This is a genomic window from Mesorhizobium sp. M0854, from assembly GCF_040319815.1.
Taxonomy (GTDB): domain Bacteria; phylum Pseudomonadota; class Alphaproteobacteria; order Rhizobiales; family Rhizobiaceae; genus Mesorhizobium.
On record NZ_JAMYOL010000006.1, the window covers coordinates 128,429 to 149,070 of the forward strand.

Annotated in this window: 26 protein-coding genes; 10 read left to right on the forward strand and 16 right to left on the reverse strand. The window is 62.5% G+C overall.

Going from position 1 to position 20,642, the window contains the following annotated elements; all coding sequences use genetic code 11:
* The first annotated feature begins 2 nt into the window (after positions 1 to 2).
* Positions 3 to 968 (forward strand): ABC transporter permease, encoded by a 966-nt coding sequence (locus NKH99_RS12750; RefSeq protein WP_353014313.1) that lies wholly within the window; start codon positions 3 to 5, stop codon positions 966 to 968.
* Positions 969 to 1,033: 65 nt separating this feature from the next.
* On the opposite strand, the gene NKH99_RS12755 is transcribed toward NKH99_RS12750, so the two are convergent.
* Positions 1,034 to 1,870: an amidohydrolase family protein gene (locus NKH99_RS12755; protein ID WP_353014315.1), complete on the reverse strand. Its 837-nt coding sequence runs from the start codon at positions 1,868 to 1,870 to the stop codon at positions 1,034 to 1,036.
* Positions 1,871 to 1,935: 65 nt separating this feature from the next.
* Positions 1,936 to 2,724 carry an IclR family transcriptional regulator gene (locus NKH99_RS12760; protein WP_352488516.1) on the reverse strand — a complete coding sequence of 263 codons (789 nt, stop codon included), beginning with the start codon at positions 2,722 to 2,724 and terminating at the stop codon, positions 1,936 to 1,938.
* 157 nt (positions 2,725 to 2,881) lie between these two features.
* On the opposite strand from NKH99_RS12760, the gene NKH99_RS12765 reads away from it, so the two are divergent.
* The 8 genes from NKH99_RS12765 (at position 2,882) to NKH99_RS12800 (ending at position 10,214) form a co-directional block, all read left to right on the forward strand.
* Positions 2,882 to 4,201 carry an ABC transporter substrate-binding protein gene (locus tag NKH99_RS12765; protein ID WP_352941127.1) on the forward strand — a complete coding sequence of 440 codons (1,320 nt, stop codon included), beginning with the start codon at positions 2,882 to 2,884 and terminating at the stop codon, positions 4,199 to 4,201.
* Between the two features lie 142 nt (positions 4,202 to 4,343).
* Positions 4,344 to 5,240 carry a carbohydrate ABC transporter permease gene (locus tag NKH99_RS12770; RefSeq protein WP_352680372.1) on the forward strand — a complete coding sequence of 299 codons (897 nt, stop codon included), beginning with the start codon at positions 4,344 to 4,346 and terminating at the stop codon, positions 5,238 to 5,240.
* A gap of 2 nt (positions 5,241 to 5,242) precedes the next feature.
* A complete protein-coding gene (locus NKH99_RS12775; RefSeq protein WP_352451567.1) occupies positions 5,243 to 6,109 on the forward strand; it encodes a carbohydrate ABC transporter permease in 867 nt (288 codons plus the stop codon).
* A gap of 1 nt (position 6,110) precedes the next feature.
* Positions 6,111 to 7,208: an ABC transporter ATP-binding protein gene (locus NKH99_RS12780; RefSeq protein ID WP_353014318.1), complete on the forward strand. Its 1,098-nt coding sequence runs from the start codon at positions 6,111 to 6,113 to the stop codon at positions 7,206 to 7,208.
* A 4-nt stretch (positions 7,209 to 7,212) separates the two neighbouring features.
* Positions 7,213 to 8,325, forward strand: a complete 1,113-nt coding sequence (locus NKH99_RS12785) for a mandelate racemase/muconate lactonizing enzyme family protein (RefSeq protein WP_353014320.1) — start codon at positions 7,213 to 7,215, stop codon at positions 8,323 to 8,325.
* A 9-nt stretch (positions 8,326 to 8,334) separates the two neighbouring features.
* A complete protein-coding gene (locus NKH99_RS12790; protein WP_352502205.1) occupies positions 8,335 to 8,664 on the forward strand; it encodes an L-rhamnose mutarotase in 330 nt (109 codons plus the stop codon).
* Complete coding sequence (locus NKH99_RS12795; protein WP_353014322.1) at positions 8,657 to 9,733, forward strand: Gfo/Idh/MocA family protein; 1,077 nt, start codon at positions 8,657 to 8,659, stop codon at positions 9,731 to 9,733. The genes NKH99_RS12790 and NKH99_RS12795 overlap by 8 nt, the downstream gene beginning before the upstream one ends.
* 1 nt (position 9,734) lies before the next feature.
* The gene (locus tag NKH99_RS12800) at positions 9,735 to 10,214 is read left to right on the forward strand and encodes a MaoC/PaaZ C-terminal domain-containing protein (protein WP_352502203.1); all 480 of its coding nucleotides are present in this window, start codon (positions 9,735 to 9,737) and stop codon (positions 10,212 to 10,214) included.
* Positions 10,215 to 10,426: 212 nt separating this feature from the next.
* Here NKH99_RS12800 and NKH99_RS12805 read toward each other — a convergent pair whose 3' ends face one another.
* The 9 genes from NKH99_RS12805 to NKH99_RS12845 form a co-directional block, all read right to left on the reverse strand.
* The gene (locus NKH99_RS12805) at positions 10,427 to 11,383 is read right to left on the reverse strand and encodes a C-terminal binding protein (RefSeq protein ID WP_353014324.1); all 957 of its coding nucleotides are present in this window, start codon (positions 11,381 to 11,383) and stop codon (positions 10,427 to 10,429) included.
* Positions 11,384 to 11,395: 12 nt separating this feature from the next.
* Positions 11,396 to 12,154 (reverse strand): HpcH/HpaI aldolase family protein, encoded by a 759-nt coding sequence (locus NKH99_RS12810; protein ID WP_352819003.1) that lies wholly within the window; start codon positions 12,152 to 12,154, stop codon positions 11,396 to 11,398.
* A gap of 42 nt (positions 12,155 to 12,196) precedes the next feature.
* Positions 12,197 to 12,910 carry a hypothetical protein gene (locus NKH99_RS12815; protein WP_352768352.1) on the reverse strand — a complete coding sequence of 238 codons (714 nt, stop codon included), beginning with the start codon at positions 12,908 to 12,910 and terminating at the stop codon, positions 12,197 to 12,199.
* Between the two features lie 26 nt (positions 12,911 to 12,936).
* Complete coding sequence (locus tag NKH99_RS12820) at positions 12,937 to 14,247, reverse strand: TRAP transporter large permease (protein WP_353014326.1); 1,311 nt, start codon at positions 14,245 to 14,247, stop codon at positions 12,937 to 12,939.
* Between the two features lie 3 nt (positions 14,248 to 14,250).
* Complete coding sequence (locus NKH99_RS12825) at positions 14,251 to 14,763, reverse strand: TRAP transporter small permease (RefSeq protein ID WP_352502198.1); 513 nt, start codon at positions 14,761 to 14,763, stop codon at positions 14,251 to 14,253.
* Positions 14,764 to 14,820: 57 nt separating this feature from the next.
* A complete protein-coding gene (dctP, locus tag NKH99_RS12830) occupies positions 14,821 to 15,798 on the reverse strand; it encodes a TRAP transporter substrate-binding protein DctP (RefSeq protein WP_352472899.1) in 978 nt (325 codons plus the stop codon).
* Between the two features lie 88 nt (positions 15,799 to 15,886).
* Positions 15,887 to 16,432 (reverse strand): flavin reductase family protein, encoded by a 546-nt coding sequence (locus NKH99_RS12835; RefSeq protein WP_353014328.1) that lies wholly within the window; start codon positions 16,430 to 16,432, stop codon positions 15,887 to 15,889.
* The gene (locus NKH99_RS12840; protein ID WP_353014383.1) at positions 16,432 to 17,526 is read right to left on the reverse strand and encodes an LLM class flavin-dependent oxidoreductase; all 1,095 of its coding nucleotides are present in this window, start codon (positions 17,524 to 17,526) and stop codon (positions 16,432 to 16,434) included. The genes NKH99_RS12835 and NKH99_RS12840 overlap by 1 nt, the downstream gene beginning before the upstream one ends.
* Positions 17,526 to 18,242: a GntR family transcriptional regulator gene (locus NKH99_RS12845; protein WP_352472897.1), complete on the reverse strand. Its 717-nt coding sequence runs from the start codon at positions 18,240 to 18,242 to the stop codon at positions 17,526 to 17,528. Before NKH99_RS12845 ends, NKH99_RS12840 begins: the two co-directional genes overlap by 1 nt.
* A 447-nt stretch (positions 18,243 to 18,689) precedes the next feature.
* Between NKH99_RS12845 and NKH99_RS12850 the strand changes: the two genes are divergently transcribed.
* Positions 18,690 to 18,950, forward strand: a complete 261-nt coding sequence (locus tag NKH99_RS12850; protein WP_352502195.1) for a hypothetical protein — start codon at positions 18,690 to 18,692, stop codon at positions 18,948 to 18,950.
* 43 nt (positions 18,951 to 18,993) lie between these two features.
* On the opposite strand, the gene NKH99_RS12855 is transcribed toward NKH99_RS12850, so the two are convergent.
* The 5 genes from NKH99_RS12855 to NKH99_RS12875 all read right to left on the reverse strand — a co-directional run bounded on the left by NKH99_RS12855 (position 18,994) and on the right by NKH99_RS12875 (position 20,509).
* Positions 18,994 to 19,212 carry a hypothetical protein gene (locus NKH99_RS12855; protein ID WP_352612137.1) on the reverse strand — a complete coding sequence of 73 codons (219 nt, stop codon included), beginning with the start codon at positions 19,210 to 19,212 and terminating at the stop codon, positions 18,994 to 18,996.
* A gap of 3 nt (positions 19,213 to 19,215) precedes the next feature.
* Positions 19,216 to 19,395 carry a hypothetical protein gene (locus tag NKH99_RS12860; protein WP_352472894.1) on the reverse strand — a complete coding sequence of 60 codons (180 nt, stop codon included), beginning with the start codon at positions 19,393 to 19,395 and terminating at the stop codon, positions 19,216 to 19,218.
* A gap of 125 nt (positions 19,396 to 19,520) precedes the next feature.
* Positions 19,521 to 19,733, reverse strand: a complete 213-nt coding sequence (locus tag NKH99_RS12865; RefSeq protein ID WP_036244132.1) for a hypothetical protein — start codon at positions 19,731 to 19,733, stop codon at positions 19,521 to 19,523.
* A gap of 94 nt (positions 19,734 to 19,827) precedes the next feature.
* The gene (locus NKH99_RS12870; protein WP_352978683.1) at positions 19,828 to 20,265 is read right to left on the reverse strand and encodes a GFA family protein; all 438 of its coding nucleotides are present in this window, start codon (positions 20,263 to 20,265) and stop codon (positions 19,828 to 19,830) included.
* 25 nt (positions 20,266 to 20,290) lie between these two features.
* Positions 20,291 to 20,509, reverse strand: a complete 219-nt coding sequence (locus tag NKH99_RS12875) for a hypothetical protein (RefSeq protein WP_352472892.1) — start codon at positions 20,507 to 20,509, stop codon at positions 20,291 to 20,293.
* Positions 20,510 to 20,642: the final 133 nt, after the last annotated feature.

Here is a 20,642-nt window from a genome sequence, read left to right on the forward strand (position 1 = left end):
GCATGCGCCAGACCTGGTTCCAATCCACCAATGCCCGCGTCGCCGGTGCCTTTGCCGTCGCTGCCGCCTTGCATATCCTTGGCACCTTGCTCATCCCGGGTTACTCCCAGCCGTTCGCCATCCGGGCGCTGCTGGTGATCGCCTCGCTGCTGGCGGTGGCATCGATCGGCCAGACGCTAGTCGTCATTCTCGGCGGTATCGATCTGTCGATCCCCTTCATCATCGGCTTTGCCAATGTCGTTGCCGCACAGCTCTACGGCGGCGGCTGGAATTTTGCCCTTGTCTGCGCAGTCGTCGTCCCGCTCGCCATACTGATCGGGGCGCTGAACGGCCTGATCTCACGTGGGCTCGACATCCACCCGCTGATCGTCACGCTCGGCATCGGCATGATCGTGCAAGGTGCCGTCCTGTTGTGGACCGGTGGCTTTCCATCCGGATCGGCGCCTGCCGCGGTTTCCGCCTTCGTTTCGATCGGCGGTTCGGTCGGACCGCTGCCGGTGCCGGGGCTGGTGCCATGCGTCGCGGTGCTGACCTTGCTGGTGGCGCTGGTGCTGGCGCGCACGCCATACGGCCGCCGTCTCTACGCCCTCGGGAGCAATCCAGGTGCTGCGCCGCTGGCGCTGATCGATCCAGTCCGCATGTGGACCGTGACCTATGCCGCGAGCGCCTTCTTCGCCGCCGCGGCCGGCGTGCTGCTGCTCGGCTTCACCGGCTCTGCCTATGGCGATGTCGGCCAGCCCTATCTGTTCCAGACGATCGCGGCAGTGGTGGTCGGCGGCGCCGCCCTTGTCGGCGGCCGCGGCAGCTGTTTCGGCACCATTGCCGGCGTGCTGGTGCTGACGGAGATCAACACACTGCTGATCGGCCTCGGCTTTCGGCCCTCGACCGTGCAGGCGGCACTTGGCCTGGTCATCGTGCTCCTGGTTTCGCTCTACGGTCGCGAGCGGCACGTGTCGGCGACGATCTGAGGTCACCTATTCGTTTTAGCCGCATTTGTGCGACGCCAAGTGATTCCACTTGGCTGCAAAATGCTCTACAAACGCCACAGCCGCTTGGCATTGCCGGACAGCAGTTGCTGCCGTTCATCGGTGCTGGTGCCGGCAAGCAGCGCGTGCGTTGCCGCAATCCAGGTCGCAAGCCCGCCGCCAAGCGTGCAGACCGGCCAGTCGCTGCCCCAGACGACCCGGTCCCAGCCGAAGCATTCGATGGTGTGCTCGACATAGGGAAGCAGCGTTTCGACAGTCCAGGATCCGGCATCCGCATAGGCGACCACACCGGAAATTTTGCCGACGACGTTCGGGCGCAGTGCGATCTCCGCCATGTGCTCGCGCCAGGGGTGCTCGGCACCACCCTTGATGTCGGGCACGCCACAATGGTCGAGCACGAACTGCACGTCCGGCGCGAGGTCGGCGAGTGCAATCGCCTTGGGGATCTGGTGCGGCAGAACGACAAGGTCGAAGGTCAGGCCGGTGCCGGCTAGCCGCTTGATGTTTTCACGAAACAGCGCGCCTTCCGACAGTTCATCCGGCATGACGTGGAGCACGCGGCGAAAGCCCTTGACGAAAGGATCGGCGCGCTGGCGCTCGAGATAGGCGGCAAAGCCGGGCTCTTCCGGACGGCAGGAGGCAATTGCCCCCCGCAGCAAGCTGGCCTTTTCCCGCGACAGCGCTTTGACACGGCTGGTTTCAGCCTCGATGTCGGCAGGATCGACATCGACTTCCATATGCAATGCGCCCTCGATGCCGGCGCGGCGGGCCTGGACTGCATATTCGTCGTAGGAGAAATCGCGGTTGAGCGCCGGCACGCCGGCCAGCCAGGGATAGCGCAGCGCGGACTGGTCGATCAGGTGCAGATGGGTGTCGAAGATCATGGCGGCGCTCCTCCTTGGCGACTTCGGGATCATCTCACGGAGAAAATCTTCATTCAAATAAGAATTCATCGCGATTGCTTGACGGTCGATCCCGCCAGTTGCGACAGCTTTTCGGTCGCTGCCAGCAGCAGCTCAATCGTCCTCGTAATGTCGGGCGCCTTGGGTGCGTTGACCAGGGTTATGTAGGGGATCGACAGTGCGGCGATCGCCTTGCCGTCCGAGCCGAGAACGGGTGTCGACAGGTTGAACACGCCTGCCGTCTGCATCGACGCCATCATCTCGTAGCCGCGTTCCCGGATCTGGTCGAGGCGGGCGAAGAATTCCGGCGATTGCGGTGGCTTGTCGGTGCTGCGCAGATGTTCTGAGATCATCATCTGCCGCTCTTCCGGCGGGCGGAACGCCAGCAACACATGGCCGGAGCCGGTGTCGAACAGGCTGATATGCGAGCCAACGCGGATGGAGATGCCCCAGTAATCCGGCGCCTCCTGCTGTGCGATCACCACCGCGGAACCGCGATCGAAGACGACGAGCTGATTTGCCTGCTGTGTGGTTTCGGCCAGTTCGCGCATCAGCGGCGTCGCGTAGGAAGCCAGCCGGCGCACCGGCGCGTGCAGCTGCGCCAGGCCAAACAGCTTGAGCGTCAGCGAGTAACGGTCGCCATCCGGCCGCGTGACATAGCCGCGCCGCACCAGCCGATCCAGCATGCGATAGAACTCGTTCGGGCTGCGGTCGAGTTTCTTGGCGATTTCCGCCTGCGTCAGGCCGCCGTCGACGCCGGCCAGCAGCTCGAGAATGTCGAGCCCCTTGTCCAACGCCGGGGCTCGATAGCGCTCGTCTTCCTCGTCCTCTGCCATTGGGCTTCTCCAGTGAATTTCATATTTCATATACGCATAACGGTTGCTTCCGGAAGAACTTTCGGCTTGACGATCTTATAAATATTTTGTTTGTATATGAATGAACCTGCCGATCGACCTCACTACGCGATCGACGCAGACTCTTGGGAGGATACCAATGACGAAACTGTTTTGCGGCCTGTCGGCCGGCGTAACGCTGCTCGCACTTGGTGCGAGTGCTGCCCTTGCTGCCGACCTGCCCGGTAAATTCGACGGCGTCACCATCGACGCCAAGCTGATCGGCGGCCAGCAATATGAAGGGCTGTACGCGCGCATCGGCGAATGGGAAAAACTGACCGGCGCCAAGGTCAACGTGATCTCGAAGAAAAACCACTTCGAGCTCGACAAGGAGATCAAGTCGGACATCGCCTCCGGCAGCATCAACTGGTGCGTCGGGTCGAACCACTCGTCCTTCGCGCCGCAATATCCTGATATCTACACCGATCTCAACAAGCTGCTGCCGAAGGAGGAGATCGACGCCTTCGTGCCGTCGACGATCAAGGCCTCCACGCTCGAGGGCAAGCTGGTCATGCTGCCGCGCGCGCAGTTCGACGTCTCGGCGCTCTATTACCAGAAGAGCCTCTACCAGGACGAAGCCAAGAAGGCCGCCTACAAGGCCAAATACGGCAAGGATCTGACACCGCCCGACACCTGGGACGAGGTCGCCCAGCAGGCGGAATTCTTCGCCAGCCCGCCCGATTTCTACGGCACCCAGTTCGCCGGCAAGGAAGAGGCGATCAACGGCCGCTTTTACGAGATGCTCATCGCCGACGGCGGCGAATACCTCGACAAGGATGGCAAGCCGGCCTTCAACTCGGAAGCCGGCGTGCACGCGCTCGACTGGTTCGTCAATCTCTACAAGGCCAAGGCGGTGCCGGCCGGCACCACCAACTATCTGTGGGACGATCTCGGCCAGGGCTTTGCCTCGGGCACCGTCGCCATCAACCTCGACTGGCCGGGCTGGGCAGGCTTCTTCAACGATCCGAAGTCGTCGAAGGTCGCCGGCAATGTCGGCGTGAAGGTGGCGCCGAAGGGATCGGCCGGCATTCGCACCGGCTGGTCGGGGCACCACGGATTTTCGGTCACCGAAAACTGCGCCAGCAAGGAAGCCGCGGCGTCGCTGGTCTGGTTCCTGACCAATGAGGACAGCCAGAAGCTCGAGGCGGCAAGCGGCCCACTGCCGACCCGCACGGCGGTGTGGGACTGGGACATCCAGCAGGCGGCCAATGATCCTTACAAGAAGGAAGTGCTGGCGGCTTTCCAGGAAGAGGCAAAGCACGCTTTTGCCGTGCCGCAGACACCTGAATGGATCGAAATCTCCAACGCCGTCTATCCCGAATTGCAGGCCGCCATCCTTGGCGACAAGACCTCCAAGCAGGCTCTGGACGACGCTGCCGCCAAGGCCACGCAAATCCTCGAGGACGCCGGCAAGCTTTGACCATTCTCCCAAGGGGGCGCCGCGCTCATCGAAGAGCGGCGTCCCCGAACTTTTTACGAACCATGCGCAACACGCTTTGTCTTGATCCCAGGCCGCCGATGGCGGCCTTCGGTGTCCGGGCACCAACCAGAACCGGATCGCCATGAAAGGCTGGAGACCTTCGCCGCCATTGCTGCTCCTGCTGCCGGCGGTGATCGTTCTGGCGGCGGTGGTGGTGGTGCCGTTGCTGCTTTCGCTCTATTCCAGCTTCACGCCGTTCCGGCTGACCAGGCCGGAGACGTTCTGGGTCTTCATCGGCGCGCGCAACTACGTCACCATCCTGACCAGCCGCGCCTTCTGGGTCGCCTTTGCCCGCACCGTGGTGCTGCTGACCGTCGCGCTCAACCTGGAAATGCTGATCGGGCTCGGGCTGGCCCTGCTGGTGGAGAAGGCATCGCGCGGCCAGCGGATCCTGCGCACCATCATGATGTTTCCGATGATGTTTTCGCCGATCCTCGTCGGCTTTCAGTTCAAATTCATGTTCAATGACAATATCGGCCTGGTGAACAACGCCCTGCAGGGGCTCGGCCTGACTGACCGCGCCATCCCGTGGCTGATCGACGGCAATCTCGCCTTCATCGCCATCCTGATCGCCGAGATCTGGTCGTCGACCTCGGTGTTCGCGATCCTGATCCTGGCCGGGCTGCTGGCGATGCCGCGCGAACCGGTCGAGGCGGCCCGCGTCGACGGCTGCACGCCGTGGCAGACATTCCGCTATGTCACCTGGCCGTTCATCATGCCGTTTGCCTTTATCGCCATGACCATCCGCTCACTCGACGTCGCGCGCGCCTATGACATCGTCAAGATCATGACCGACGGCGGCCCCGCCGGCCGCACTGAACTGGTCTGGACGCTGGTCGCCCGCACCGCCTATGGCGATGCCAGGATGGGAATGGCCAATGCCATGGCCTATTTCTCGATCCTGCTATCGATACTGTTCACCGTCTATTTCTACCGAAAGCTCGCCGCGGCGCGCACGCAGATCGCGGCGGAGTGGTGAGGATGGACCAGAACAGCCTGCATCGCGTCGGCAACAAAGCGCTCGGCATCGTTCACGGCATCGGACTGTTCCTGGCCATGCTGGTCATCTGCCTGCCCGGCATCTGGATCGTGCTGTCGTCGCTGCGGCCGACCGTCGAAATCATGGCCAAGCCGCCGGTGTGGATCCCGCAGCAACTCTCGCTCGACGCCTACATCGCCATGTTCAGCGGCGTCGGCCAGGGCGGCATTCCGGTGCTCGACTACTTCCGCAATTCGCTGATCATCTCGGTGACCTCGACGGTGATCGCCATCGTCATCGGCATGGCCGGCGGCTACGCCTTTGCGCGCTACCGCTTTCGCGCCAAGTCGGCGATGTTCCTCGGCCTGATGCTGACGCGCACGGTGCCCGGCATCGCGCTGTCGCTGCCGCTGTTCTTCGTCTTTGCGCGGCTTGGCATCATCGACACGCATTTCGGGCTGATCCTCGTCTATGTCGCGCTCAACGTGCCGTTCACCGTCTGGCTGATCGACGGCTTTTTCCGCCAGGTGCCGAAAGATCTCGCCGAAGCCGCGCAGATCGACGGCTGCACGCGCTGGCAGGCGTTCTGGCAGGTCGAGTTTCCATTGGCCGGGCCCGGCATCGCCTCGGCCGGCATCTTTGCCTTCCTCACCTCCTGGAACGAGTTCGCGCTCGCCTCGCAGCTGACGCGCTCGATCAACTCCAAGACCCTGCCGGTCGGCCTGCTCGACTATACGGCCGAATTCACCATCGACTGGCGCGGCATGTGCGCGCTCGCCGTGGTGATGGTCATACCGGCGCTCACGCTTACCTTCATCGTCCAGAAACACCTCGTCGGCGGCCTCACTTCCGGCGCGGTGAAAGGCTGACATGGCAACTGTATCGCTCAAGAACCTCACCAAAAGCTACGGCCCGGTGGCGGTGGTGCACGGCATCGACCTCGAGGTCGCCGACCGCGAGTTCATCGCGCTGGTCGGGCCGTCCGGCTGCGGCAAGTCGACAACCCTGCGCATGATCGCCGGCCTCGAGGCGATCAGCGACGGCGTCATCGAGATCGGCGGCCGCATGGTCAACGACCTGCCGCCGCGCTCGCGCAACATCTCGATGGTGTTCCAGTCCTACGCGCTCTACCCGCATATGACGGTGCGCGAAAACCTCGGCTTCTCGCTCAAGATAGCCGGCGCCGCGAAGGAAGAAATGGACCGTCGCGTCGCCGAAGCGTCCGGCATTCTCGGCCTCGACCAGTTGCTCGACCGCCGGCCGTCGCAGCTGTCCGGCGGACAGCGCCAGCGCGTCGCCATGGGTCGCGCCATCGTGCGCGATCCCGACGTCTTCCTGTTCGACGAGCCGCTTTCCAATCTCGACGCCAAGCTTCGGACGCAGATGCGCACCGAGATCAAGAAACTGCATGCCAAGGTCAAGTCGACGGTGATCTACGTCACCCATGACCAGGTCGAAGCGATGACATTGGCGGACCGTATTGTCATCATGCGTGACGGTTTCATCGAGCAGGTCGGCACACCCGACGAGGTCTTCCGCCGGCCCCAGACACGCTTCGTCGCGGGCTTCATCGGCTCGCCGCCGATGAATCTGCATGAGGCGGTTGTCGACGACGGACAGTTGCTGTTCGCCAGCGGCGAGAGGCTGCCTTTGCCCAGCCAGTTCAAGGCCAATATCGAGGCCGGCGACAAAGTCGTGTTCGGCCTCAGGCCCGACGACATCTATCCGACCGGGCATGGCATCAGCTCCGGCGAAGACGTCGACGTCCACCAGGTGGAGTTGCCGGTGACCGTCACCGAGCCGCTCGGCAACGAGACGCTGGTGTTTGCCGAATTCAACGGCAGCGACTGGGTATCGCGGATGCTCAATCCAAGGCCGCTGAAAGCCGGCGACCGGGTCAAGATGAGCCTGGACCTGTCGCAGGCCCATCTGTTTTCCGCCGAAACAGGCAGGACATTGCGAGGTTAAAACCATGGCAAAGATCGAGAAAATCGAACTGCGGATGGTCGACCTGGTGCCGAAGGTCAAGCGCACCGATGCCATCCAGAGTTTTGTCAGCCAGGAAACACCGATCGTCACCATCACCGACGCCGACGGCGCGGTCGGCACCGGCTACAGCTATACGATCGGCACGGGCGGCTCCTCGGTGATGCGGCTGCTGGCCGACCACCTTGCGCCGCGGCTGATCGGCCGCGACGCCGACATGATCGAGGCGATCTGGCACGAGCTGGAGTTCGCCACCCATGCCACGACGATCGGCGCGATCACGGCAATCGCGCTCGCGGCCATCGACACTGCCCTTTGGGACCTGCGGGCCAAGAAACAGAGGCTGCCGCTGTGGCAGCTGGCCGGCGGCGCCAAGGACCGCTGCCCGCTCTACACGACCGAAGGCGGCTGGCTGCATATCGAAACCGAGGCGCTGGTCGAGGATGCGCTGGCCGCCAAAGCCAAGGGGTTTCGCGGCTCGAAGGTCAAGATCGGCAAGCCGCACGGCTCCGAGGATCTTGCCCGGCTGACGGCGGTGCGCCGGGCGGTTGGAGACTCCTACGAAATCATGACCGACTGCAACCAGGGCTTTTCGGTCGACGAGGCGATCCGCCGGGCCGAACGCCTGCGTGAACTCGACCTCGCCTGGATCGAGGAACCGCTGCCGGCCGACGACATAGACGGCCATGTCCGCCTGTCGAATGCGACGTCGACGCCGATCGCCGTCGGCGAGTCGCTCTACTCGATCCGGCATTTCCGCGAATATATGCAAAAGGGCGCGTGCTCGATCGTCCAGGTCGATGTCGGCCGCACCGGCGGCATCACGCCGTGGCTGAAGGTGGCGCATGCAGCCGAGGCGTTCGACATACCGGTCTGCCCGCATTTCCTGATGGAATTGCATGTCAGCCTGACATGCGCCGTTCAGAACGGCAGATATGTCGAGTATATTCCCCAGCTCGACGAGCTGACCGGCAAGAAAATGCGTATCGAGGACGGGCACGCATTGGCGCCGGACGAGCCCGGCATCGGCATCGACTGGGACTGGGATGCGATCAAGGCGAAGAGCATCGCGGAATTCACCATGGCGATAGTGAAGTAGGAGGCGGACATGCAGCGAATGGGAATGGTGCTCGGCCTCAAGCCGGAGAAAGTCGCCGAGTATGTGCGGCTTCACGCTGCCGTGTGGCCGGACGTCCTCAAGATGATTTCCGCCTGCAACATCAAGAATTATTCGATTTATCTGAGGGAGCCGGAGCACCTTTTGTTCAGCACCTTCGAGTACCACGGCACCGACTATGCCGCCGACATGGCGAAGATGGCCGCCGATCCCACGACGCAGGAATGGTGGGCGCTCTGCATGCCATGCCAGGAGCCGCTGCCGACCCGCAAGGACGGCGAGTGGTGGGCGTCGATGGACGAAGTCTTCCATTATGACTGATGACATTTTCGATCCTGCCTCGCTTTCCCAGGCCTGGGCACTGCCGTCAAAACCCCGGCCGATCGTGATTTTCGGCGCCGGCTCGATCGTCGGTGATGCGCATTTCCCGGCCTATGGGAAAGCCGGCTTCCCGGTTGCCGGGCTGTTCGACCCCGACCTGGCCAAGGCGGAAAAACTGGCGCAGAGATGGGGTGTCACCGCTTACCGGTCGGTCGAGGAAGCTGCGTCAATCAAGGACGCCGTCTTCGATCTGGCGACGCCGCCGGCTCACCACGCCGGGGTGCTCAGGGCGCTGTCCGATGGTGCGGTGGCGCTGATCCAGAAGCCGATGGGTAGCAATCTCGCCGAGGCGACCGAGATCCTCGAAATCTGCCGCTCCAAAGACCTGAAGGCGGCGGTGAATTTCCAGCTGCGCTTCGCGCCGATGATGCTGGCGCTCAAGGATGCGATCGCCAAGGGCTGGCTCGGCGACGTGGTCGATTTCGATGCATGGCTGGCGCTGGCGACACCCTGGCAGCTCTGGGAATTCCTGTTGCAGGCGCCGCGCGTCGAGATCGCCATGCATTCCATCCATTATCTCGACCTGATCCGGCAATTGCTCGGCGACCCCAAGGGGGTTCACGCCAAGACGCTCGGCCATCCCGGCCACAAGGTTGCGCAAACGCGCACCAGCGCGATTCTCGACTATGGCGACACGGTGCGCTGTGCACTGTCGATCAACCACGATCACAAATTCGGTCGAAAACACCAGGCCTGCGAATTCCGCATCTGCGGCACCGAAGGCGCCGCTTACCTCAAACTGGGCGTCAACCTCGACTATCCGCGCGGCGAGCCGGACATTCTCGAAATCTACCCCAAAGGCGGCACGGACTGGATTGCGGTTCCACTCGTCGGCGCATGGTTTCCGGACGCCTTTGCCGGCCGCATGGCCAATGTCCAGCGCTACGCGTCGGGCGAGGACGCCGAGCTTGTCAGTTCCGTCGAGGACGGCTGGAACACCATGGCGCTGGTCGAAGCCGCCTACCGATCGAGCGCGGCGCCGGCAACACCGATAGCGGCGAGGCCCTGACATGGAGCAGACAGTCTATTTCGAGGACTACCGGATCGGCTCGTCGCGCATGACCAGCGGGCGCACCATCACCGAGACCGACTTCGTCGTCCATGCCGGCCATACCGGTGATTTCTTTCCCCACCACATGGACGCCGAGTTCATGAAGACGACGCCGTTCGGGCAGCGCATCGCCCACGGCACGCTGGTGTTTTCGGTCGGCGTCGGGCTGACGGCCAGCGTCGTCAACCCGGTTGCCTTCTCCTATGGCTACGACCGGCTGCGCTTCATCAAGCCGGTGTTCATCGGCGATACGATCAGGACCCGCACCACCATCTCGGCTAGGGAAGACGACCCGAAGCGACCCGATTCAGGCCGGGTCGTCGAGCGCTGCGAGGTGATCAACCAGCATGGCGACGTGGTGCTGGTCGCTGATCACATCTACATCGTCGAGCGTCGCGACAAGCCGAGCAGAGCCTCGACAGATGACGCTGAAACCTAAAGACAAAAAACCGCCTTGCGGCGGGTCCTCGGTGAATCATCACCATACGCAAATTAGTAGCATAGCTGCCGGCACAAAGCAAGAACAAAATGTGGCAAACCGGATAAATCGCGACAGGTTGCGCTGCCCCTTATCGCCCTGCGAACCCCGACTTGCAGGACTTGGGTTCCGCGGAGCAGGCGGATAGAGGTGGTGCCGACATCGGGAATTGGTCATATCCGGTTGACCGGATATACAGGCTTGCCGCCGCGCAGGACTGATGCGACATCGGCAAACACCTTGTTGCGAACCTCCGCGTAAGACTGGGTCGAGTAGTGCGCCGCGTGTGGACTGACCAGGACGGTGTCCAGCGCCAGCAGCGGATTGTCGGGCGAAGGCGGCTCCCGCTCGAACGTGTCGATGCCGGCGCCTGCCAGATGGCCGCGCCGGATCGCGTCCGCCAATGCGACCTCGTCGACCAGGCCGCCGCGGGCCACGTTGATGAGTATCGCCCCTTTCTTCATCCGCGACAGGGCTTGCGCCGACATGATGTTTCTGGTCTCCGGTGTCGCTGGAACGTGCAGCGAGACGATGTCGGCCCTGGCCAGCAACTCGTCGAAGCCGACCGGTTCGGCATCACCGGCCGCGATGCGCTCGGCCGGCATATGCGGATCGTAGGCGATGATGTGGTAGCCGAAGACCCGCGCCCGCTCGGCAGTCAGCCGCCCGATCTGGCCGAAGCCGATCAGGCCGAGGATCTGCCTGTCGGGCCGTGTGATGCCGGCGCCATCGGTCATTGCAGCCCAGCGGCCGGCGCGCACCGCGCTGTCGAACTGCTTCAGCCTGCGCGTCAAGGCCAGGATCAGGGCCATGGCGTGGGTGCTGACTTCAACCAGATTGGCGTCCGGCACGTAGGTTACCTGAACACCGGCACGGCTGGCAGCCTCGACGTCGATCGAATCGAGCCCTACGCCGAACCGTCCGATGACCTTGAGCCTCTTCAGTTCCGCCAAAACGCGAGCCGTGATCGGCTCCCGCAATACCATCAATGCGTCGGCGTCGCGGCAGTGTTCGATCAGGGCATCTTCCGTGAGCAGCGTCTTCTCGACAAATTCGACGTTCAGGCCGTCAAGGTAGCGCAGCTGCTCCTCCTCGACTGACAGCACACCGTCGGTCTTGATGATCTTCATGGCAAACTCTTGCTATGAGGCGCTGCGCGCCGAGGCGACGCCGGCGGCAAGGCCGGCCCCGAGAAACATCGTGTCGCTGGCCAGCATGTAGAAGCTGATGCCGTGCCGCGACCATTTGCCGACATCATCCGCCGAAGGGCGAAAGATGCCGACGGCCTTGCGGGCCGTGCGCGCCGCGGCCGCGATCCTCATAATCGCTGCATTGAGCTTGTCCTGGCCGGCCGGCCCCATGGCGTCGATCGAAACCGACAGGTCGCCGGGACCGATGAAGATCACGTCGACGCCGTCGACCTGGACGATGTCGTCGATGTTGGCGAGCCCTTCGGCCGTCTCGACCTGGATGGCGACCGTCAGGACATCGTTGGCCGAGTTGAGGTAGTCCGGAATCCTGTAGCCATAACCGGCGGCGCGGCCCGGGCCGACACCGCGGGCGCCGACCGGCGGGTACCGGCAGGCCATGACCGCCACGCGCGCTTGCTCGGCCGTGGAGACGCGGGGTACCAGGACACCCGACGCGCCGGCGTCGAGCGCGGCGGCCATCCACTCCGGCGTGTGGCCGGGAACGCGCACCATCGCGGGAACCTTGTGGACATCGGCGGCGCGGATCAGATCCTCGAGCCGTTCGCGGCCGATCTGCGAATGCTCCCAGTCGATGCACAGGAAATCGACCCCGCTGGCGGCGGCCACTTCGACCGCCACAGGGTGCGGGATGGCGCAGAAGGTGCCGATGAGGCGATCGAGAGAGATACATTTCTTGCGAAAGTCGTACATGAAATCTCCCGAAATTTTCGGCGTCGGCAAAAACCTGTTTGCCTATGTGGCCCTTGACGAAGGATGCACGGCTTCCGTCGACATCGGAAAATGCCGGCTGCCGCCTGAAAACGGCGGGAAGGTCTTGTAGTCGGCGCGCATCTCCAGCCGCGCCGGCGATTGCAGCGCGTGCGTCAATGCGGCGGGACTGTCGAACATGACGCGATTGCGCTGCATATGGTCGATCCGCGGCCAGGGCAGCGAACCGCACCAATCCAGTCGCGACAGAACCTCGATGTGGCGAATGCCGGGGAAGCCCCGCATCAATTGCGGATGATGCGTCACATAGTGGTAGAGCCAGGCATTCATGTCTTCGGCCGGCCCGGGATAGTGGACAAGATAGCTGCAGGGCAGCCCGGACGTCTTGACGCCAGCGTCGTCGACGGGAAACGGACGCACGCACATTGCCTGTTGCGTCGGCCTCGAACCGGCGATGCTCGACAGCATACCAGGTGCGGCAAGCGCCTGCAGATGGCCGGACGGCGCCAGCGCCGCCTCCATGTCCGCCAGTTCGTCGAAATAGAGCTGGAAGCCAAAGACCGGCGGTGGACCATCGTTGTTGAACATGTCCGTCGCCACTTCGGGCAGATAGATATTTGCAAGCCCAAGGCCCGGCGTTGAAGCAATCACACGCCGCACGGCGTCAACGTCTTCACCGGCGATGGCCAAATTTGCCTCGCGGTCATCATGGAAGAAAGCAAGATAGGCAAAGCGCATGTGGACACCTGCTGGATCGAGTTCGACTAGATCAAATTCGGAAGAAAGAGAGCGATCTGCGGAAAGAGGACAATCAGCAGGATCAGCAGAAGCGTCAGCGCGATGTAAGGCGCCGCAGCCATGGCAACCGTCTTGAGCGATGTGCCTTTCGGCGCAACGCCGATCATGATGAACAGCAGCAGACCAAACGGCGGCGTGGTGAAGCCGACCTCGTAGGCGAGCAGCAGGATCAGCCCGAACCATACCGGCTCGTAGCCGAATTGCTGGGCGATCGGCAGGAAGATCGGCAGCGTGATCAGCATCATCGAGACCTGATCCATGAACATGCCGAGCAGCAGGATGACGAGCACCATCATGAGCAGCATGGGATACGGTCCAAGATCGTAGCCGACGATGAACTGGATAAAGCCGTTGGAGGCGCCGGAGAAGGCGAATATCTGCGAGAACGTCGTCGAAGCCGAGATGATCAGGAAGGTCATGCCGGTGACCTTCATCGCATCGTCCAGCGACTTCCAGACAACCGACCAGCTGAACCGTCGGTAGACAACCAACAAGGCGAAGACGGCGGCACAGCCGAGGCCTGCCGACTCGGTCGGGGTCGCTATTCCAAGGATGATCGTGCCGACCACCATGAACACGATGACGCTCATCGGAATGATGTTGACGGCGACCGCCCTCACCTTCTCGGCCGCGGGGACGGCGGACACCGGATAGTGCGGAGCGGCGTCCGGGTCGATCTTTGTCTGCGCGAAGATCAGGGCCGCGTACATGACAACGAGCAGCAGTCCAGGCAGAGCCCCCGCGATGAGCAGCGCGCCGACGTCGATCTGGGCCAGCGAGCCGAGCAAGACGGCCAGCGAGGATGGCGGGATGATGACGGCAAGGCTTCCGGCGCCAAGCACCGGGCCGTAGGCCATATGCGGCTTGTAGCCTCGCTTCAGCATCTCGGGCACCATCAGCGAGCCCATCATGCCGGTATTGGCGAGGCTCGAGCCCGACAGCGCGGAAAAGATCGTGCCGGCGGCCAGCACGACATAGGCGAGGCGTCCGCGCAGATTGCCGATGCACAGGTCGAGCGCGTAGATGACCTTCTCGCCGAGGCCGGAGCGGAAGAACAGGCTGCCCATGACAAGAAACATCGGCAGCGGAGCAAGCGCGTAGGTCGAGACAGCGTCGGAGAAGTTGGCGACCATCTGCGTCACGCCGATCGAGCCGCCGAAGAACAGATACAGCCCGATCACATTGGTGACGAAGAATGCGAAGGCGACCGGCAGCCCAAGGCCCATCAACACCAGGATGGTGCCAACGAGCACGGCGAATGGAAACAGCCAGGCCACCGGTCAGAGCCCTTCCATTTCCAGCGGATCGAGCGTGTACAGCGTGTCACGGCCGAGCAGATATCTGAGCCATTCCAGCGCCGAGAGATAGAAGGCGAGCATGATGGGCAGAAAGACCAGCCATTTCGGCATATCGAAGCTGCGCGTTTCATATTCGCCGCCCGCAACGGCACTTGTCAGCGAAGACAGAGCGACGCTGCCGAGGTAGAGGCTGACGCCGATGCAGGCGAGATAGACCAGCTTTTCAAGCACCGCCCGTGCCCGCACCGGCAGCGCCTGGCGCAGGAACTCGACGAAGACATGGCCCTTGCTGTGGACCAGCCATGGCATCGGCAGAAATGCCGCGTAAAGCAGGCCGTATTCCGTCGCCGACACCGCCCAGGCAAGCGGCCTCAGGCCGAGATTGCGGACGCACACATCAGCAACCACCGCGACGATGATGAGGCCAAGCACCACTTTTGCCGCCGCCGCCAACGCAAGGCTCAGCTTCCCGATCGCTGCAAACAATCTGTCCATGCCCGACGACCCTCATATCCACCTTGATGAAGGGCGCACCAGCGCCCTCGGCTCGGGCTACTGGAAGAATTTCTTCAACTGATCGATGTTGGTGGGATCGCGTTTGGCCATTCTCGCCCAGCTCGCCTGCGTGGCAGCCGCCAGGAATTTGTCGCGGCCGGCGCCGGTCAAGCTGATCACCTTCTGCCCGCCGTCGATCATCGCCTGTGCCTGTTTTTCGGACTGGGCAAGGTTGGCGTCATAGCTCGCGCGCTCGTATTCGACGGCCGTGTCGGCAAGCAGCTTCTGCGCTTCGGGCGACAGCGTGTCCCATTTGGCCTTGTTGATCGAGATCAGCACGTCGGTTTTGAAGAACTGCGGGTCGACACGGTATTTGGTGAATTTGTCCCAGCCGAACGACGCATAGCCAAACACGGTATACGCGTTGGCATTGACGACGCCGCGCTCGAGCGAGGTATAGACATCCCCCGGCGCCTGCACGATCACCGTTGCGCCCAAGGATTCAAGGAAATCGCGGTAGAGCGGCGACGAGCGGATCTTCAGACTGCCCCAGTCGATGCTGCCTTCGCTGTTGAGCTTGGGTTCGTCGACGGTGAAGACGTTGAAGCCCGAGCCCGCGTCGACATGCGCCAGCAGATGGGCATTGGCCTTCTTCTCGAAAATCCCGCTGATGAAGTCCCAGCCGCCATTGTCGCGAACCTCCCAGGGCGTCTTCGTCGATGCGGAGAAAACTTCGCCTTCGGGCACGAGTTCGAGGAACTGCCCTGCCGGCGTATCGATAACATCGATCAGGCCGCTCCTGAGCGCCGCGCCCTGCTGGATCGGCGGAATGACCTCCGGCCCGCCACGCACGTTGATCTGGACCACGCCCTTGCCCTTTTCGTTCACTTTCTGAACGAACTTCAGGAAGCTCTGGGCGTAGCCGTTCTGCGTCGGTGTAAAATGCACGGCGTTGAGGACGACCTCTTCGGCCGCGGCGCTACCCGCCACACCCGACATGAGTGCAGCCAGAACAAGGGATTTCCAAATGCGCATTGCCATACTCCCTTTGATAGTCCATGATCCGGCCCATGATCGGGTTCGATCTAAAATTGCAATCGCCGCGCCGCCGCGTGAACGGCGGTTAGTTGGCATCATCTCCTACTGTCAGGAACCGCCCATGCGCGTAGAAGACCGGCGATCGATGAGCGCGGTCCAGCGCAACGCCCGACACGATGCCGATGACGATCATGTGCGATGCCCGCACGATGATTTCGGCCACCCGGCATTCGAATATTGCCCGTGCGCCGACGAGCAAGGGCGCGCCGGTTTCGCCACGCACCCATGATCCGGACGAGAACCGCGCAGCGCCCTTGGCTTTGGTCATACCGCCAAAGGCACGTACAACGTTCTCCTGGTCGCCGGCGGGAAGATTGACCGAAAACGGCAAACCTTCGCGAATGACCGAGGCAAAGGTGCTGCCGCGGTTGACACAAGCCAGCAGCGACGGCGGCTCGGCGCTGAACGAGCAGAGAGCCGTCGCCGTGATGCCGCAAAAACCGATCTCGTCATGTTCCGATGCGAGGATGGCGACCGAGCCCGCCACGGCCCGCATCGCCTGCTTGAAGGCGCGCGGATTGATGGCGTCGTGCCCATCCACCCACGGGGTCGGAATGGCGGCCGCCGGCATCAATTGACTCGAAGCCCGGCCTGACGCATCAGCGGCAGCACGCGGTCGCAGAAGAAGGGCAATTCGTAGGTGTAGTTGACGAATGTGAGGGCGGCGCCGGAATAACCCTGGTCCATGATCTCGGTGAGATCGTCGACGATCTTTTCCGGCGTGCCGATGAGCGGGAACGTTCCGGCACCGCCGGCGAACCTTTGCCGATATTCGGTGAAAGCCTTCGCATCGTGCGAGTTCGCGAATTCCTTCTTCTTGCGCATGTGCTCGTCGACCGCACCCTCGTCCGCGCATTCCAGCGCGTAATGCCGGTAGTAGTCCTCGGCTTCCTGCTGGGTCTCCCGGCAGACGACGTGACAGACCGTATAGACGCCGACTTCGCGCCCGACTTCGGCCGCGCGGTTGGTGATGTCGACCACATGCGCACGGCCGTCGGCGATTTCGGAAAAAGTCGAAAACAAATAGTCACAGTGGCGCGCTGCATAGTTGCGCCCCGGCGCGCCGAAGGCGGCGTTCATGGTCACCGGTCGTGGCGCCTGCAGAGTTGGCGGGCGGCTGACGACCCCCTTCAGATCATAGAACTCGCCGCCGAAGTCGAACGGCTCCCTCGATTGATAGGCACGCACGATGATGTTGATCCATTCCTCGGCTTGATCGTAGGTTCGATCGCCGACCGTCTGCCCGAACATGGCGAACTCGTCGGGGTTCCAGCCGCAGACAATGTTCAAGCCGGCCCGCCCATTGGAGATGTGGTCGACCGTCGCCAGCGCTTTTGCAGCCTGCAGCGGATGAACCAGCGGCACATGCACCGTCATGAACAGGCCGATGTTTTCCGTGGCGACAGCAAGGCCCGCCGCCCAGGTGAAAGTCTCGAACGACCATTCCCGCACATGCGTCAAACCGCCGAAGCCGCGCCAGCGGGCGATCGGCAGCAGAAACTCGAGGCCGGCGCGATCGGCGATGCAGGCGGAATTGAGGTTGTCCTCCCAGCGGGCACGCCAGCGCTCGGGGACGGTGGTCATTGCCAGGCCGCCATCGGCGTTCATTGAAAAGACGCCGAGCTTGAACCTGTTCGGCCCTTTCAGAGGGTGCTGCTTCCTGATCATGCTTTCCCCTGCCGCGACATGCCCTCACCTTCACCGTTGGAGTTTTGAAACGGTGGGCTAAGCTTCATGAAACGCTCCTCGGCGTTCTGAATGAAGTGGGTCATGCGGTCGTAAGCGGCGACGGCGTCGCGCTTGACGAAGGCCTCGTAGATTGCGCGCATGCCGGCAACGATAACGGCCTGCGTCGGCTGGTGCGACAGCGTCCTTAAGCGGACGACGAGCACATGGTCGGCGAACCTTGCAATCGTTTGGGAAAGGCGCTCGTTCTCGACGGCGCCGAGCCAACAATTCCTGAATGCCGAATTGGCCTGGAAAAAGCGGTCGGCATCGCCGGCGGCGGCCGCAGCCTCGGCCTCCCGAAGCGCGGCTGCCAGCGTCTTGAGGCCAGCGGCGTCAAGTGTCCGTGCCGCGTGCGCGGCGGCCCGCGGCTCAAGCAGGCGGCGGACCTCGAAGATGTCGGCGACATCCGTCGCGGTAAGCGTGGGCAGGGTGAAGCCGCGTGTGGTGCCGACGAGATAGCCCTCATGCACCAACTGCATCAAGGCGTCGCGGACAGGCATTCTGGAAATACCGAGCTGGGCGGCAATATCGACGTCGACGAGCTTCTGGCCAGGCGCCAATTCGCCATGCTGTATGGTCAGCCGGATTTGTTGATAGACCTGGGCACGCAGATTGCCATCGCCAACCCGTTTGAGCTCGATCGTTTCCGTCATCCACGCCTTCCCATGCGAAGATTTCGTATATCGTTTGAGGCTGTGTTCTCGCAGTCGTGCCGTTTGAAATGCAGCCACGTGTCGGCAGAAATTGACCTATCAGCCATGTTCCCGGCTCAAGTGGAGCATAGGCTGGATCACCTGGCAAGATGTTTTAAGTTTATAATGTATACTGTTTGAGTTCGCTGTCCGGAGGGCAATGGATCGCGCCATCCGTGCTGCCGCGCCGCGCGACGGCGGGGACAGCTAACGATCCGCGCGGTTCGGTAAAAAACGTACAGACGTTTTTCCGTGACACATCGAAGTTGACGGATTTAACTAAAATTACTTGCGATCTGCGCGCGCCGGCACGCCCACCCCGATCCCCTCGCCGGTACGCATTACTGGATCGCCCGCCGTATCGAAAGGTGCGGCGGGCTTTTCGTTTCGTTTGGCGGGGAGGCGCTTATGCGAGACTTGCCCAGGAATATCGACGCCGACGTCGTGATCGAAATCAGCAAGCTGCTCGACGACCGGGCGAAGTCCGTGCCGGTGCCGGTGCACAAGCTGGCGGCGATGATCCGGCTGGGCGTCGAGACGCGTCTGACCGATCACTCCATCGAAGAACTGATCGTGGAGATGGCCGCGACGCGGGGGCTTCCGATGCTGTTCGATTTGCCGGTGGTCGACAACGTCGTGCCGATTGCCTCGGCGCGCCGTCCCCGCTGACACTTCGCTCGAACCTCACCGATCGTCGCGTCGCCGCCCGACTTCACTTGTCCTGATGCGCGGGCCGGGTGTCGCCTTTCTTTTCGGGGTCGTGGGTATGGTGGCTGTCGTGTTCGCCGCCGCCGCCGGAGACCTTGCTGTGGCTGCGACGGTCGGAGTCGGCCGGCGGCTTTTCGACGCTCAGCGGCTTCTTGGCGTTTTCGTGCGCGGCGCCGGGACCGCCCTGGCGGATGCTGGCAGGAGTCTTCTTCGACGTGGACATGACCTAGCGATCCTGGACGTTGCCTTGATGGGTGGTGTTGACCTTCGTATTGCCTTGCTGGCCCTGCTTGTCGGGATCCGGAACAGCTGATTGCGGTGCCTGGTCGGCTGCTACCGGTTTTTTGTCACCGGTGCCCTTTGGGCTCAGATTCTTCGGCGGCACAGGGGGAGGTTTTGTGCTCATGGCGTTTCTCCTTCCGTCACCCAAACAAGCGGCTCGGGAGAAAGGTTCCCGATGGCCCGGTCCGAACGGCAATTGCCGCGAATAGCCGGGCCCGCAGGCCGTGGCTTGGCCGGCGGGATCCAGGATTATTTCTTGATGATGTTTCCGTTGTTCAGATCGAAGGCCTGGGCACCGAACGCCTGCCTGAAGAAATCCTCCTGCAGATCGCCCCATTCGCCAAGATAGGCGCCGCAATTGCTGCAATAGATCGGCGTCGAATCCTTCGGGTTGTCGGGAATTTCCATCAGGATCGTCCCGCACGCCTTGCAATCGAGCTTGTCATCCAAACGGCGGCCCATTGGCCTATAATTGCGCGTTTTCGGCCGCGCGCCAATTGTCGTATTCGTACGAAACTGCGAACGGTACGTTTTCCACCTGCAGGCGGGCAGCAGGCTAGCGGTCCGCCGGATTTCCGAAAGCGGGATCGCGCCGCCTCGAATACCTTCCCACCCGCGGCAGCTCGTCTGGAAAGTCGACCCAGGGAAGCCTCATGTCCCAATATGCGTGGGCCTGCGGCGGAAACCGTTCGGGGTGGTCGAGAAAGCCGATCGACAGATAGAGTTCGCCGGGCAGACCCTGGTCGACATAGCCGATCGATGTTCCGCAATCCGCACAGAAGGACCGGAGCACGCCGGGGGTTTTCGAAAAGGTCTTGGGCGTGCCGGTGAGCAATGTGAATTCGGAAGGCCGATAGCCGACCCACACCGTTAGCGGGCTTCCTATCGCCTTGCGGCAGTCGTCATCGTGATCGGAGCAAACCCAGAACGGCTCGCCGCGCATCTCCGCCGTTATGGCGCCGCAAAAACAGGACCCCGTTTCAGTTCGTGGCATTGCCTGCCTTCATTGCTGACCTCACTCATTGCTGGCCTGGCATTTCGGTATTTTCCTTGGGGTTCTTCTTGATGCCGGCGGCAGGCGAGGTGTCGGCCGGAGCATTGCCACCCTGGTTCTGCTCAGGGGCTCTTTTGAGCGGCGAAGTTCGCCAGCCCATATCGCCGTACAAAAAGCCGATGAGAAAGCCGACGATGATGATGGCCGAAATCACCATCGCAATTAACGCGTTACGTCGCTCCATTTCGCGCGGCTCCTTTCTTCGGGCCGAACAAACGATGGCGGAAATGGTTCCGGCGAGACGGAACGGACCCGGCCCGGAACATTCAGCCTTACGGCGGGTTCTTATGCATGCTCTTCTTACAGGGAGTGGCTCG